At 63.9% G+C, this 13,250-nt stretch carries 13 protein-coding genes; 6 read left to right on the plus strand and 7 right to left on the minus strand.

Annotation, left to right across the window (positions count from 1 at the left end; genetic code table 11):
* Positions 1 to 23: 23 nt before the first annotated feature.
* Positions 24 to 914, plus strand: coding sequence for a LysR substrate-binding domain-containing protein (locus AO356_RS28975; protein ID WP_060742768.1), 891 nt, complete (start codon positions 24 to 26; stop codon positions 912 to 914).
* 105 nt (positions 915 to 1,019) lie between these two features.
* Here AO356_RS28975 and AO356_RS28980 read toward each other — a convergent pair whose 3' ends face one another.
* On the minus strand, positions 1,020 to 1,289 hold the full coding sequence (locus AO356_RS28980) for a YceK/YidQ family lipoprotein (protein ID WP_060742769.1): 270 nt from the start codon (positions 1,287 to 1,289) through the stop codon (positions 1,020 to 1,022).
* A 268-nt stretch (positions 1,290 to 1,557) separates the two neighbouring features.
* Between AO356_RS28980 and msuE the strand changes: the two genes are divergently transcribed.
* From msuE to AO356_RS29005, 5 genes are all read left to right on the plus strand, one after another.
* Positions 1,558 to 2,121 (plus strand): FMN reductase, encoded by a 564-nt coding sequence (gene msuE, locus AO356_RS28985; protein WP_060742770.1) that lies wholly within the window; start codon positions 1,558 to 1,560, stop codon positions 2,119 to 2,121.
* Between the two features lie 59 nt (positions 2,122 to 2,180).
* Positions 2,181 to 3,368, plus strand: coding sequence for an acyl-CoA dehydrogenase family protein (locus tag AO356_RS28990; protein ID WP_060742771.1), 1,188 nt, complete (start codon positions 2,181 to 2,183; stop codon positions 3,366 to 3,368).
* Positions 3,369 to 3,376: 8 nt separating this feature from the next.
* Entirely contained in the window at positions 3,377 to 4,480 is a 1,104-nt protein-coding gene (locus tag AO356_RS28995) for a sigma-54 interaction domain-containing protein (protein ID WP_060742772.1), read from the plus strand.
* A 127-nt stretch (positions 4,481 to 4,607) separates the two neighbouring features.
* Positions 4,608 to 5,738 (plus strand): FMNH2-dependent alkanesulfonate monooxygenase, encoded by a 1,131-nt coding sequence (gene ssuD, locus AO356_RS29000; RefSeq protein ID WP_060742773.1) that lies wholly within the window; start codon positions 4,608 to 4,610, stop codon positions 5,736 to 5,738.
* Entirely contained in the window at positions 5,735 to 6,583 is an 849-nt protein-coding gene (locus AO356_RS29005) for an amidohydrolase family protein (protein ID WP_060742774.1), read from the plus strand. Before ssuD ends, AO356_RS29005 begins: the two co-directional genes overlap by 4 nt.
* Positions 6,584 to 6,714: 131 nt before the next feature.
* Here the strand turns inward: AO356_RS29005 and AO356_RS29010 are convergent, their stop codons facing one another.
* The 6 genes from AO356_RS29010 to AO356_RS29035 form a co-directional block, all read right to left on the minus strand.
* Positions 6,715 to 7,110, minus strand: a complete 396-nt coding sequence (locus AO356_RS29010) for a hypothetical protein (RefSeq protein ID WP_060742775.1) — start codon at positions 7,108 to 7,110, stop codon at positions 6,715 to 6,717.
* A 9-nt stretch (positions 7,111 to 7,119) separates the two neighbouring features.
* The gene (locus AO356_RS29015; protein WP_060742776.1) at positions 7,120 to 8,352 is read right to left on the minus strand and encodes an SfnB family sulfur acquisition oxidoreductase; all 1,233 of its coding nucleotides are present in this window, start codon (positions 8,350 to 8,352) and stop codon (positions 7,120 to 7,122) included.
* A 170-nt stretch (positions 8,353 to 8,522) separates the two neighbouring features.
* Positions 8,523 to 9,299, minus strand: coding sequence for an ABC transporter ATP-binding protein (locus tag AO356_RS29020; RefSeq protein WP_060742777.1), 777 nt, complete (start codon positions 9,297 to 9,299; stop codon positions 8,523 to 8,525).
* Positions 9,300 to 9,361: 62 nt separating this feature from the next.
* On the minus strand, positions 9,362 to 10,696 hold the full coding sequence (locus AO356_RS29025) for an ABC transporter substrate-binding protein (RefSeq protein WP_060742778.1): 1,335 nt from the start codon (positions 10,694 to 10,696) through the stop codon (positions 9,362 to 9,364).
* 66 nt (positions 10,697 to 10,762) lie between these two features.
* Positions 10,763 to 12,103 carry an ABC transporter substrate-binding protein gene (locus tag AO356_RS29030; protein WP_060742779.1) on the minus strand — a complete coding sequence of 447 codons (1,341 nt, stop codon included), beginning with the start codon at positions 12,101 to 12,103 and terminating at the stop codon, positions 10,763 to 10,765.
* A gap of 78 nt (positions 12,104 to 12,181) precedes the next feature.
* On the minus strand, positions 12,182 to 13,246 hold the full coding sequence (locus AO356_RS29035) for a branched-chain amino acid ABC transporter permease (protein WP_060742780.1): 1,065 nt from the start codon (positions 13,244 to 13,246) through the stop codon (positions 12,182 to 12,184).
* Positions 13,247 to 13,250 lie beyond the last annotated feature (4 nt).

The raw sequence follows: 13,250 nt of genomic DNA on the forward strand, positions 1-13,250 counted from the left end.
AAGTTGAATTTATAGGGCAAGCCATGCGAATCCGTCAGCTTGAGTGCTTCAGGACCTTGATGATCCACGGCACGATGACCCGTGCCGCAGAGCTTTTGAACATCTCCCAACCGGCCATAAGCAGCACCATCGCCAATCTGGAGCATGAGACTGGCCTCAAGCTGTTCGTGCGCAAGGGCGGTCGCCTGCAACCCACACCTGAAGCCCGACTGTTTTTCGTCGAGGCTGAGCGTGCGCTGGAAGCGGTGGAAAAAACCCATCGCATCGCCAAGGAAATCAGAACAGGAAAACGCGGCCACCTGGCAGTGGCTGCCTATGCAAGCATCTCGATCAATCTGCTGCCACGATTGATGGCCGAGTTCGCGAAAGAACGTCCAGGGTTGGAACTCAAGATTATCACCCGAAACTCCCAGTCCGTCCGGGAGCTGATGACGACGCAGCAATTCGACCTGGCCATCGCCGAACTGCCGCTCGATTACCCCACCTCCAACATGGAGGTGATTTCGTATGAGTGCCAATGCATGATGCCGATGGGTCACCCTCTCGCAGCGTTGGACGTGATTACCCCGGCAGACCTGCATGGTGTACCGTTCGTTTCGCTGTTCAAGGGCGATCCTGTCTATCAGCAGTTGGCCATGGCTTTTTCGACCTATGGATCATCCTGGAACGTGGTGGCCGAAACAGAGTTTTTCTCGACAGCATGCGAACTGGTCGGCGCCGGCCTGGGTGTGGGGATCGTCGATCCAGTGGTCAGTAAGTCCTTCACTCGGCACCTTGTCCTGAAACCCTTTTTACCAGCGATCAGATACGAAATTGCGCTGCTGCTTCCCACACAGGAAGAGTCATCACAGTTGGCACGAGAATTTATCCAGTACCTTGGAGAACACCTTCAAGTGCGTGTGCATTCATCCTGAAGGATGGATCAGGTATTCGGTGAGAGCGCAGCGGCGTTGGCTTCCTCCTCCGCCGGGGGTTGAATCCCCAGGGCGAGGGAGCGGGTTCGAATCATTCAGAGAGGCCTACTCCTCGGCAGGCCTCATATGAAAAATCGTATAGGGCAGAATCAACGTATCGGCCACGACACTGAAAGGCAGGTCAATGATTGCAAACGGTGCCAGCGCGCGTGAATACACATCGTTGTCGTTCATCGAGTCCTTGATGATCTCGATATCGGTCGCCGCACCGCAATAAGGCTGCCGGCCGCAAAGCTGCCCCATGCCAAAGGTTTCGTTGGCCGTCGCGCATCCCCCGAGCAGCGCCATCGTCAAAGCCAATACCACGATCTGCATGACGCTTTCTCCCCTGGAAAGACGGGACTGTAGCATCGATGGCGGACGACCTATAGGGGTGACGACTGTTGCCACTGAAGACTGTTGCCCCAGAAACAGCGGCTCAGTTGTTGCCTGGGCAACAGCCATTCAACAATTCATCCGCCAGACCAACAGTTCCGCCCCCTCCCATCCCCGCGAAGCCCAGTAAACGCTGGGCTTTTCGCGTTGGTACGGCCCTTGCTCAAGCCTATGTACCTCGATCAACAGTCCAACAGGAACACCTAGGATGAGCACTCCCTTGAAAGTCGTCGCCGTCTCCGGCGGTACCGCCCGCCCCTCGCGCACCCTGGCACTGACCGAAGCCATCCTGGGCGAGCTCGGCCAGCACTTGGTCATCGATACCCACCTGATCGAACTGGGCAACATCGCCCGTCCACTGGGCGGTGCGCTATGGCGCAAGGAGTTGCCGGAAACCGTCGAGCACGAACTGCGCCTGATCGAGTCTGCCGATTTGCTGGTGGTGGCCGCGCCGGTCTATCGCGGCACCTATCCGGGCCTGTTCAAGCATTTGTTCGATCTGGTCGGCCAGGACGCCCTGATCAACACGCCGGTACTGCTGGCCGCCACCGGTGGCAGCGAACGCCATGCCCTGGTCCTCGATCACCAGTTGCGCCCGCTGTTCAGCTTCTTCCAGTCACTCACCCTGCCCATCGGCGTGTACGCCAGCGAGACCGATTTCGCCGACTACCGCATCGTCAGCACCGCCTTGCAGTCGCGCATCGAGCTGGCGGCCGCACGCGCCTCTCGCCTGTTTGCCGGCCAGGCGCACGCCCTGCGCAAGATCGCCTGAGGAGCCCGCATGAATCACGATTGCATCTGCCTGGAAGGCGTTTTTGCGAGGGACATCGCATGAGAATCCAACCACAACCCACCGTGCTGACCCCGCTGCAGACCGCCCGCCGCCTGGCTGCGGAGTTCGCCGAAACCGCCGTCGAGCGCGACGAGGCCGGCGGCACACCCAAGCTGCAACGCGATGCCATACGCCAGAGCGGTTTGCTGGCCTTGAGCATCCCCACCCAGTTCGGTGGCCTCGGGGCCAGTTGGAGCGAAACCCTTGGCGTGGTGCGCGAGTTCGCCAAGGTGGACAGTTCCATCGCCCACGTCTTCGGTTTTCAGCACCTGATGCTGGCCACCGTGCGCCTGTTCTCGCGCCCCGATCAGTGGCAACCCTGGTTCGAACAGACCGCCCGCAAGAACTGGTTCTGGGGCAACGCGCTGAACCCACTGGACACCCGTACCGTGGTCAAGACCTTCGACGGCTGGCGCGAATTCTCCGGCAAGAAGAGCTTCTGCTCCGGTGCCAGCGACTCGGAAATGCTGATCGCCTCGGCCATCGATGAAAGCGCTGGCGGCAAACTGCTGATCGCTGCGATCCCCAGTGGCCGCACCGGCATCACCCTGCACGGCGACTGGGACAATATGGGCCAACGCCAGACCGACAGTGGCAGTGCCACCTTCGAACGGGTGCGGGTAGAAGAGAACGAATTGCTGCTCGACCCCGGCCCCCTGAGTACGCCTTTCGCCTGCCTGCGCCCGTTGATCGCGCAATTGCATTTCTCCCACATCTTCCTCGGTATTGCCGAAGGCGCCCTGGAAGAAGCCCGGCACTACACCCTCAAGGAGGGCCGTCCGTGGTTCCGTTCCAAGGCCCAGCATGTCAGCGAAGACCCTTATGTGTTGCGCCACTTCGGCGAATTCTGGGTTGGCCTGGAAAGTGTGCGACTGCTGGTGGAACGCGCTGCCGACCAGTTGGATGAGGCCTGGCACAAGGGCCACGCCCTGGGTGCCGAGGAACGCGCCCAGCTGGCGCTGTCCATCGCCACCGCCAAAGTCGCCGCCGTACGCACCGGCCTGGATATCTGTAGCCGCCTGTTCGAAGTCACCGGCGCCCGCGCCACCCATGCTTCGCTGCGCCTGGACCGCCATTGGCGCAACCTGCGCACGCAGAGCCTGCACGACCCCGTGGATTACAAACTCCACGAACTGGGTGAATGGGCGCTGAACCAGACGCGGCCCACCCCCTCCTTCTACTCATAGGGATGCCCATGCAACTGCTGACCCTCCCCCCTTCGCCGACACTGGCTACCTCGATCCGGGCGACCGCACAGGTCTTCGAAGACCCTAGATCGCAGGCGCTGCTCGCCCACGTACAACAGGTCGCCCCCAGCGAGGCCAGCGTCCTGATCATTGGTGAAACCGGCACGGGCAAGGAGCTGGTCGCGCGCCACATCCACAACCTCAGCGGCCGTCGCGCCGGGCCCTTCGTCGCCGTCAACTGTGGGGCTTTTTCCGAATCGCTGGTGGAGGCGGAGCTGTTCGGCCACGAGAAAGGTGCCTTCACCGGCGCCCTCGCCGCCAAGGCCGGCTGGTTCGAGGAAGCCAACGGCGGCACATTGTTTCTCGACGAGATCGGCGACCTGCCAATGGCCATCCAGGTCAAGCTGCTGCGTGTGCTGCAAGAGCGCGAGGTGGTGCGCCTGGGCTCGCGCAAGAGCATCCCGATCAACGTGCGCGTGGTCGCTGCCACCAACGTGCAGCTGGACAAGGCCATCGGCGCCGGCCACTTCCGCGAGGACCTGTATTACCGCCTCGACGTGGTCAGCCTGCAACTCTCTCCGCTGCGTGAGCGGCCAGGCGACATCCTGCCGCTGACCCGGCACTTCATCAAGACCTACTGCAACCGCCTGGGCTACGGCGAAGTGCGCCTGACCTCCGGAGCCGAGCGCAAACTGGCGGACTACAGTTGGCCGGGCAACATCCGCGAACTGGAGAACGTCATCCACCACACCTTGCTGGTGTGCCGCAACGGTCTGGTGCAGGAAGACGACTTGCGCTTGTCGTCCCTGCGCATCGAGCGCCAGGAGCCAGCGCAGGCCGCCCTCGGCGAGAGCGCCGACGAACAACTGCTGCGCACGTTCCACCGGTTGTTCGAAGAACAGGCTGGCGGCCTCCACGAGAAAGTCGAAGACAGCCTGCTGCGCGCCGCCTACCGCTTCTGCCACTGCAACCAGGTGCGCACCGCCAGCTTGCTGGGCTTGAGTCGCAACGTCACGCGAGCACGACTGATTGCCATTGGCGAGTTGGTGGTCAACCGACGTCGCCCGGACATTCACACACGCCCGGATCGGGCGCTGCAACTGTCGATCTGATCAAACTAAAACCAGGCGATGCGACGCCCCCATGGGCGACCGACAACGCCCCAACATGCCAAGCGTTGCGATGCCGGAAGGGCCCATGCGCCCTTCCATACGCCCAACCGCACAAGGACCGAACCTCATGAGCCTGGATATTTTCTGGTTCCTTCCCACCTCCGGCGACACTCGTTACCTGGGACACTCCGACAGTGGCCGACCGGCGACCAACGCCTACATGCGCCAGATCGCCGTGGCCGCCGATCAACTCGGCTACGATGGCCTGCTGATCCCCACCGGGGCCAGTTGCCTGGATCCCTGGGTGACCGCCGCCAGCCTGGTTCCGGTGACCCAGCGCATCAAGCTGCTGGTGGCGCTGCGCACCTCGCTGGGCAACCCCACGGCGTCGGCGCGCCAGGCCGCCAGCCTGGACCAGGCCAGTGGTGGCCGCCTGCTGCTCAACGTCGTACCCGGCGGCGACGCCACCGAACTGGAAGCCGACGGTGTGTTCCTCACGCACGACGAGCGCTATGACGCCTCCGATGAGTTCCTGACCATCTGGCGCCGCCTGCTCCAGGGCGAAACCGTCGACTTCGACGGCAAGCACCTGAAAGTGCGTGGCGCCCAGAACTTCTTCCCGCCCGTACAACACCCCCACCCGCCGCTGTACTTCGGCGGTTCATCAGAGGCCGCCCACGAATTGGCAGCCAAGCATGTCGATGCCTACCTGACCTGGGGTGAACCGCCGGCGGCCGTGGCCGAGAAGATCGCCGACGTGCGCGCTCGTGCCGCCAGGCATGGCCGCAGCGTGCGCTTCGGCGTGCGCCTGCACGTGATCGTGCGGGAAACCAGCGAAGCCGCCTGGGCCGCTGCCGACGAATTGATCAGCCACCTCGACGACGCCACCATCGCCGCCGCCCAGGCCAACTACGTCAAGATGGATTCCGAAGGCCAGCGGCGCATGGCCGCGTTACACGGCGGCGACCGCAACAAGCTGGAAGTGGCGCCCAACCTCTGGGCCGGGGTCGGCCTGGTTCGCGGTGGCGCCGGCACTGCACTGGTCGGCGATCCGGAAACCGTCGCCGCACGTCTGCTCGAATACGCCGACCTGGGCGTCGACAGCTTCGTCCTCTCGGGTTACCCGCACCTGGAAGAAGCCTATCGCTTCGCCGAACTGGTGTTCCCGCTGTTGCCGGGCAAGGGCAAGGTCACCGTGGAAGGCGCCTTCACTGGCGGTGCCTTCGACGTCCGCGCCGGCAAGGAGAAAGTCGCATGAACGTCATCGACCTGCGTTGTCGCCCGGCCTACCTACACCCATTTTTCGGCGGGGTACCGGGCTCGCCCGAACACGCCGTGGCGCGCTGGCTCAACCGGCGCGTCGGCACCCGCGGCCCGGACGATCACTTCGAACGTTCGCTGACACCGGAGGGTTTTCTCGCCGAGGTGCGTGACGCCGGGCTGGACAAAGCCGTGGTGGTGGGCCGCCACACACCGAGCCAGCACCTGCCGAATGAGCGCATCCACGAAATCGTTCGGGGTCACGACGAGCTGATCGGCATCGGCTCGGTAGAGCCGGTGCTACAAGGAATCGAAGGCGCCCTGGCGGAAATAGACCGGGCGATCGATCACCTGGGCCTGGCCGGCATCGACCTGGAACCGGGCTTCGCCGAGCCGGCCCGGCACCCTGACGATGCGCTGTACTGGCCGCTCTACGAACACCTGCAAAAGCGCGGTATCCCGCTGTTCCTGATGAGTGGGCCGACCACCCCGGACCCGAGCTACAACGACCCGGCACGCCTGGCGGCCGTGGCCCGTGCGTTCCCGGACCTGACGATCGTCGTCTACCACGGCTACTGGCCCAACGTTCAGCAGGCCCTCGGCGTTGCTTTCCGCTTTGAAAACATTCACCTGGTGCCGGACATGTACCTGTTCCAGCCAGGCAGCGAGGGTTACGTGCAAGCGGCCAACGGCTACCTGGCCGACCAGTTGCTATTCGGCTCGTCCTACACCTTCCGACCGATCCGTCAAAGCATCGAAGACGCCCTGCAACTGGGGCTTAAAGACGAGGTGCTGGAGAAGTTCTTCCACGGTAACGCGCGCAGGGTATTCGGGCTGGCCTGAGCCGGCGTCGGTTCCGTTCCCCGGGGAACGTTTCCTGCGATTCAAACCGAACCGCAGGAAACGCCAGGTGATCTTCAGCGAACAACCCGGGGAGCACTCCGGCACTCCCCGATTTCATCACGATCCATTGCCTATCCCGCAGCCAGGCGCCCTTCTTGCTCGTCGGCCAACGCGGCGCCGTTGAGGTAGTGGTCGCCCAGCAACCGGCGCTGGGTCAGCAAGGCCGGTTCGGCGCTGTCTGGCAGGGGCCGCGGCAGGCTGCGGCCGGCCAGTTCGAAGTACACGTCACCCGCCAGGCGCGCCGCCTCGGCGGCAGCCAAGCGAAAGGCAATGGCAGCCGACTGGGACTCATCGGCGTACTCCAGCAAGGCGTCAGCAGCGTCGATGCGGATGCGCAGTTCGCCGACGGCGGCAATCACCAGCGCTTCGTGGCGGGCACTTTGCGCACGCAGATAGTCAATCAGCGCCACCTCGACATGCCGAGCATGGGCCAGGTCGCTACGGCCTTGGGAATGTAAGTTGGACATGGGCGATCCTCAGTTCCAGGAATGACGTTGCGGCTTGATGCCGTTGAGCAGTTGATTGCCGACCAAGTGATACTTCCAGCGCACCGGATCGTGCAGGGTGTGAGTCCGCGCATTGCGCCAGAACCGGTCCAGCCCCTGGCTGGCCGAGACGCTGCGGGTGCCGCCCAACTCCAACAGACGGCTGGAAGCCTCCAGGGAAATCTCGGTGGACAGCACCTTGGCCTGGCCGACAATCACCGAAGCTTCAGCAACCCGTTCCTCGCTGGGCTCGGCGACAGCCCGGTCGACCGCGTGCGCCGCGCGACGCAGAATCGCTTCGGCCGCTTGCAGGCGCCAGGCCAACTCACCGATCAGCGCCTGGCTCAGCGGGTCCTGCCAGCCGTGTTGCAGCCCGCTGTCCACCCACGGGCGCGCCTGGCGTGCTACGCGCAAGGTCTCGGCGAAGGCGCCACGGGCAATGCCGGTGTCCACCGCAGCCTGAATGATTTGCGAGATCGGGCCGTCGGAGGTGGGTTGGTCATAGGCCTTCCAGGCCGGCACCACGTCGCTCGCCGGTACCCGTACACCTTCGATGCGCACCTGGCCGCTGGCGGTGATGCGCTGACCGAAACCGTCCCAACTGTCGATCACCGTCAGGCCCGCGGCATCCCGTGGAACGAGGGCGATATGAACGTGCCCCGCCTCGTCCACCCCGGCGACCGGCACGATGTGGGCGAACAACGCACCGGTGCAGTAGGCCTTCTCGCCGTTGAGTACGGCCGTGTCGCCGTCGAAGCGGATCTGCGTCTGGAAGGTGGTGACGTACTGGCTGCGCGCTTCGGAAAAGGCGTTGCCGAAACGATAGCCCTGCAACACCTTGGCGTAGTAGCGGCGCTTCTGCTCCTCGCTGCCGGTCAGGCTGAGGTTGCTGAGCACACCGAAATGGTTCTGCGGCAATTGGCCGAGGGACGGATCGGCAGCGGAAATGATCGCGATCACTTCGCTGAGGGTGGCATAGGACACCTCGGCGCCACCGTAGGCCTTCGGCACGCGGATCGCCCACAGCCCGCTCGCGGAAAAACGTTCGAGCTCTTCCCAGGGCAGCCGTCGCTCGCGGTCGCGCAAGGCCGCCTCGCGGGCGAAATCCTCGGCCAGGCGCTGCGCCACCTCGATGGCCTCGGCGTCGCTACGGATGATGTGAGCCGGACTGCGCGGCGCCGGATGGGCCTGCCCAGGCAGATCGAAAGACGGTGAGTCGGTCATGTGCTACTCCATGCATAACGGGTTCATCCAGCGCTAAAGCACAGCCCGTACCAACATTAAAAACGCTTTATATTCAATGTCTTGAAGATAAATCCAAGTACATTTGAAAGCCCGTGAGCGGCAAACTGTCGATGAACTGTTGCCCAACGAACAGTTGCGTTGCGCCTCTCTCAGCGAGCCTTGCCACCCAGGTAAAAATGCTGGAGGTCTTCCCGCGCCGCCAGCTCAGTGGCGTCGCCCTCGCCCACTACCCGCCCGTTCTCCAGGATGTAGGCGTAGCTGGCATGGCGCAGGGCGACATTGATGTTCTGCTCGGCCACCAGAAAGCTCACGCCCTCCTGGGCATTGAGCTGCGCGACGATGGCGAAAATTTCTTCGACGAGAATCGGCGCCAGCCCCATCGAGGGTTCGTCGAGCAGCACCAGTCGAGGCTGGGTCATCAAGGCCCGGCCGATGGCAAGCATCTGCTGCTCGCCGCCCGAGGTCAGCCCGGCCTGGGTCTTGCGCTTGGTCTTCAACCGTGGGAACCAGGCGTAGATCCGCTCCAGATCGTGCTCCAGCTCCCGGCGCGTCGGCTTGCGCAGGAAACCGCCACTGCGCAGGTTATCCTCGATCGTCAGGTGGGCGAACACATGCCGCCCCTCCAGCACATGGACAATGCCCCGGCGTGCCAGCAGATTGGCTGCAACCCCGGCGGTGTCCTGTCCCTGGAAGACAATCCGCCCACGGCTGACCTGCGCCCGATCGGCTTGGACCAGCCCGGAAATGGCCTTGAGCGTAGTGCTCTTGCCCGCGCCGTTGGCACCGAGCAGGGCGACGATATCGCCCTGTCCGACCCGCAGGGAAACCCCGGCCACGGCGAGGATCGCGCCGTCGTAGATCACTTCGATGTCTTGCACCGCCAGCAACTCACTGCTTTCGGCGCCCGCAAGGGCCGCAATGGTCATGGTTTACTCCTTGGGCGCAGTCGCACCCGGTTGCGTTTCGATTTGCCGAGCCGTGTGCAGGGTCACTGCGCCGCGCAATCGCGAGGGGTCACGCCCTTCTCTTTCGCGTACTCGGCGGCCTTGGCATCGATCAACGGGCGCAACGTGGCGCGGTCGGCCTGGACCCAGTCGGTGATCAGGTTCCACTGCTGGCCGTCCCACTGCTGCACCTTGGCCGCCCCGCCGCCCTCGTGGTCGCTGCAGGACAACCGCAGCGGCTGCATCAGCCCAAGAAAACCGATTTCCTTGAGACGCGCATCGTTGAGGTCGAGATGCTCCAGGCCCCAGCGACCTTCCTCACCGTTGAGCGGCCGGTTGCCGAAATGCTTCTGCCCGGTGCGGATCGCTTCGACGGCAATGGCCGCATTCACCAGGCCGGAGTTGTAGTAGACGCTGCCAAAACTCTTCGGATCCTTGAGGTCGCTCTTGCCGGTATCGAGGATGTGCTGGCGGATGCGCTGGTGAATGTCAAAGTCGGCGCCGCCCGGGTAGGGTGTCAATGCCAGATACCCCTTGCCCGCCTCACCGGCCGGTAGCACGTCTTCGTTGGAGCTGGCCCAGATGTCGCCGACGATGCGTTCCACCGGGTAGCCGAAACGTGCCGCGGTCTTGATCGCCACCGGCGTGGACACGCCCCAGGTCCGCAGGAATACCCAGTCCGGCTTGAGTTGCCGCACCTGGCGCCACTGCCCGGCCTGCTCGTTACCCGGGTCGGCCACCGCGATCTGGATGTTCTCGAAGCCGTACTTCTGCGCCAGCAACGCCAGCGGCCCCTGGGTTTCCCGGCCGTAGGCGGAGTCGTGGTAGACGGTGGCGATTTTCTTGCCCTTGAGCTTGTCCAGCCCGCCCTCGCGCTCGGCCACGTAGTTGATGAACGCCGAGGCCTCGCTGTAGAACGTCAGCATGGCCGGGAAGTTATAGGGAAACACCCTGCCGTCGGTGGCTTCGGTACGACCATAGCCAAGGGTGATCAAGGGAATCTTGTCGGCCTCGGCCTTGTCCGCGAGGGCGTAGGCAGCCGGGGCGCCGTTGGGCTGATAGACCGCCACCGGCGCGCCATTGAGACCGTTCTTGAAGCGCTCGTAGCATTCGATGCCCTTCTCCGCCGTCCATTCGGTCTCGCACTCCTGCCAGACCAGCTTGACGCCGTTGATGCCACCTTCCACCTCGTTGATGTAGCGCAGGTAGTCGATCATTCCGGCCCAGACCGGAATACCGCTGGAGGCATAGGCGCCGACCCGGTAGGTGGCCAGCGGGAAGAACTGTTCGTTGGCCGCCTGGGCAGCCGGTACCAGCGCCGTATAGGCGCCGAGTGCCAGGCCGATGGCGGCGAGGCGACGTTTGAGGGTTGCATGCATGATTATCTTCTCGGCTTGAGTGCCCGACCGCGCGAAGGCGGCCGAGCGACAGTTATCGACGGCGGCTCACTGTTCGCTGGCGCAATCACGCGCGGTAATACCCTTTTCCTTGGCGTAGGCGGCAGACTTGGCTTCGATCAATGGGCGCAGCGTGGCTCGGTCGGCCTGAACCCAGTCGGTCACCAACACCCACTTCTCGCCATCCCACTGCTGCACACGCGCCGCACCGCCGCCCTCATGGTCGGAACAGGACAGTTTCAGCGGCGGCAACAGCCCTTCGAAACCACTGGCCTTGAGTCGTGCGGCATCGATGTCCAGGTGTTCGAAGCCCCAGCGCGCTTCCTCGCCGTTGAGCGGGCGATTGCCGAACTTCGCCTGGGCCGTGCGCAGCGCCTCGACCGCGATGGCCGCGTTGATCAGGCCGATGTTGTAGTAGACCTTGCCAAAATAGCTGCGGTCCTTGAGGTCGCTCTTGCCGGTGTCGAGGATGGACTGGCGCAAGCGCTTGTGGATCTCGAAACCATCGCCACCCGGGAACGGCGCGAGCGCCTGGTAGCCCTTGGCGGCAGGGCCCGCCGGGATCACGTCGGCCTCGGAACCGGCCCAGACATCACCGATGATGCGATCGACCGGGATGCCGAACCGCGCCGCCGTCTTGATCCCCACCGGCGTGGACACGCCCCAGGTCCGCAGGAACACCCAATCCGGCTTGATCTGCCGCACCTGGCGCCATTGCGCGGACTGTTCGTTGCCTGGATCGGCCACCGGAATCTGGATGTTCTCGAAACCGTACTTCTGCGCCAGCAACGTCATCGGCGCCTGGGTTTCGCGGCCATAGGCGGAGTCGTGGTAGACGGTGACGATCTTCTTGCCCTTGAGCTTGTCGAAACCGCCCTCGCGCTCGGCGATGTAGTTGATGCCTACCGAGGCCTGGCCGTAGTAATTGAGCAGCAACGGGAAGGCATAGGGGAACACGCTGCCGTCGGTGGATTCGGTACGCCCGCCGGCACCGTCGATCAGCGGGATCCGGTCGGCCGCGCCCTTCTCCATCAGCGCGTAGGAACCCGGCGTGCTGTGGGTGAAGAAGAACGCTGTCGGCGCGCCGTCGAGCCCTCCCTTGTAGCGTTCATAGCACTCGACGATACGGTCGACGTTCCACTCCGTCTCGCACTCCTGCCAGACCAGCTTGACGCCATTGATGCCACCTTCGACCTCGTTGATGTAGCGGAAATAGTCGATTTCCCCCGCCCACCAGGGGATGCCGCTGGAGGCGTAGGCGCCGACCCGGTAAGTGGCCATGGGGATGAATTGCTGGTTGCTGGCGGCCTGGGTAATGGTCGGCAGCAGGGCCTGGACGCCAGCCACGAAGAGACTGGCGAACAGGAGGCGAGGCAAGGTTCTACGCATGGTCTGTACTTCTTGTGCAGTGTTGGAAACCTCCTTTCCCTGGGTCGGGTCAAGGTCTGTTGGGTCGTGGGTCGGCGCTCAGAACCGCAGCGGCCAGACCCTGATGCGTTCGCGCAAGTCGCCAAGCAGGCGGGCCAGCCCTTCCGGTTCCTTGATCAGGAACCAGATGATCAGACCGCCGAAGAGCACCTTCTGCAGGTTCTGCAATTGCCCGGCGTCGACGTTGCCGTTGAACAGCCATAGCCCGGCATGGCTGAGCAGGATTGGCACAAGGCTGATGAAGGCCGCGCCGATGAAGCTGCCGGCGATGCTGCCCATGCCGCCGATAATGATGATGAACAGAATCTGGAACGAGCGGTTGATGTCGAAGCTGCCGGCACTGGCCGTGCCCAGGTAGGCGAACGCCCAGAGCGCCCCGGCGATGCCCAGGTAGAACGAACTGACCGCGAAGGCCAGGCGCTTGTAGCGTTCCACTGGAATGCCAATCACGGCGGCAGCGGTGTCCATGTCACGGATCGCCATCCAGTTGCGGCCGACCTGGCTGCGCACCAGGTTGGCCGCTATCCAGGTCAGCAGCACCACGCAACTGAGGGTCAACAGGTAGCGACCGACGGGGGTGGTCAGGTTATGGCCCAACAGCTCCAGGCGTGGCGCGCTGATGGTGCCGGACGAGGCGTAGTTGTAGAACCAGGGGAACTTGGCGAACACCCACTCCAGGAAGAACTGCGCGGCCAGCGTCGTGACCATCAGGTAGAAGCCCTTGATCCGCGAGCTGGGGATGCCGAACAGCAACCCCACCAGCCCGGCGATCAAACCACCGCCGATCAGCGCCAGTGGCAACGGCAATCCGGGTACGCGCAGCAGCAGGCCGTAGGTGGCGAACGCGCCCACCGCCATGAAGCCGGCGGCGCCGACCGACGTCTGGCCGGTGTAGCCGGTCAGCAGGTTCAACCCCAGGCCGGCCAGCGACAGCACCAGGAACGGAATCAGGATCGCGTTGAGCCAATAGTCGTTGCCCAGCCACGGCAGGCCGACAAAGGCCACCAGCAGCAACAGCAGCAGGCCCGGCCGCCAACGCCGGCGCACCAGGGTCAGCGGCGCCTCGTCGAAGCTGGCAGTCAGGCGCGGAACAGTAGCGGTCATGGCG

The organism is Pseudomonas fluorescens, from assembly GCF_001307275.1.
In the GTDB taxonomy this organism is placed as follows: domain Bacteria; phylum Pseudomonadota; class Gammaproteobacteria; order Pseudomonadales; family Pseudomonadaceae; genus Aquipseudomonas; species Aquipseudomonas fluorescens_AA.

What these genes read in the sequence shown, in the direction of transcription:
- AO356_RS29025 (WP_060742778.1), bottom strand. Translation starts at nt 10,696, where the DNA reads ATGCATGCAACCCTCAAACGTCGCCTCGCCGCCATCGGCCTGGCACTC.
- AO356_RS29015 (WP_060742776.1), bottom strand. Translation starts at nt 8,352, where the DNA reads ATGACCGACTCACCGTCTTTCGATCTGCCTGGGCAGGCCCATCCGGCG.
- AO356_RS29005 (WP_060742774.1), top strand. Translation starts at nt 5,735, where the DNA reads ATGAACGTCATCGACCTGCGTTGTCGCCCGGCCTACCTACACCCATTT.
- AO356_RS28975 (WP_060742768.1), top strand. Translation starts at nt 24, where the DNA reads ATGCGAATCCGTCAGCTTGAGTGCTTCAGGACCTTGATGATCCACGGC.
- msuE (WP_060742770.1), top strand. Translation starts at nt 1,558, where the DNA reads ATGAGCACTCCCTTGAAAGTCGTCGCCGTCTCCGGCGGTACCGCCCGC.
- ssuD (WP_060742773.1), top strand. Translation starts at nt 4,608, where the DNA reads ATGAGCCTGGATATTTTCTGGTTCCTTCCCACCTCCGGCGACACTCGT.
- AO356_RS28980 (WP_060742769.1), bottom strand. Translation starts at nt 1,289, where the DNA reads ATGCAGATCGTGGTATTGGCTTTGACGATGGCGCTGCTCGGGGGATGC.
- AO356_RS29020 (WP_060742777.1), bottom strand. Translation starts at nt 9,299, where the DNA reads ATGACCATTGCGGCCCTTGCGGGCGCCGAAAGCAGTGAGTTGCTGGCG.
- AO356_RS29010 (WP_060742775.1), bottom strand. Translation starts at nt 7,110, where the DNA reads ATGTCCAACTTACATTCCCAAGGCCGTAGCGACCTGGCCCATGCTCGG.
- AO356_RS28995 (WP_060742772.1), top strand. Translation starts at nt 3,377, where the DNA reads ATGCAACTGCTGACCCTCCCCCCTTCGCCGACACTGGCTACCTCGATC.
- AO356_RS28990 (WP_060742771.1), top strand. Translation starts at nt 2,181, where the DNA reads ATGAGAATCCAACCACAACCCACCGTGCTGACCCCGCTGCAGACCGCC.
- AO356_RS29030 (WP_060742779.1), bottom strand. Translation starts at nt 12,103, where the DNA reads ATGCGTAGAACCTTGCCTCGCCTCCTGTTCGCCAGTCTCTTCGTGGCT.
- AO356_RS29035 (WP_060742780.1), bottom strand. Translation starts at nt 13,246, where the DNA reads ATGACCGCTACTGTTCCGCGCCTGACTGCCAGCTTCGACGAGGCGCCG.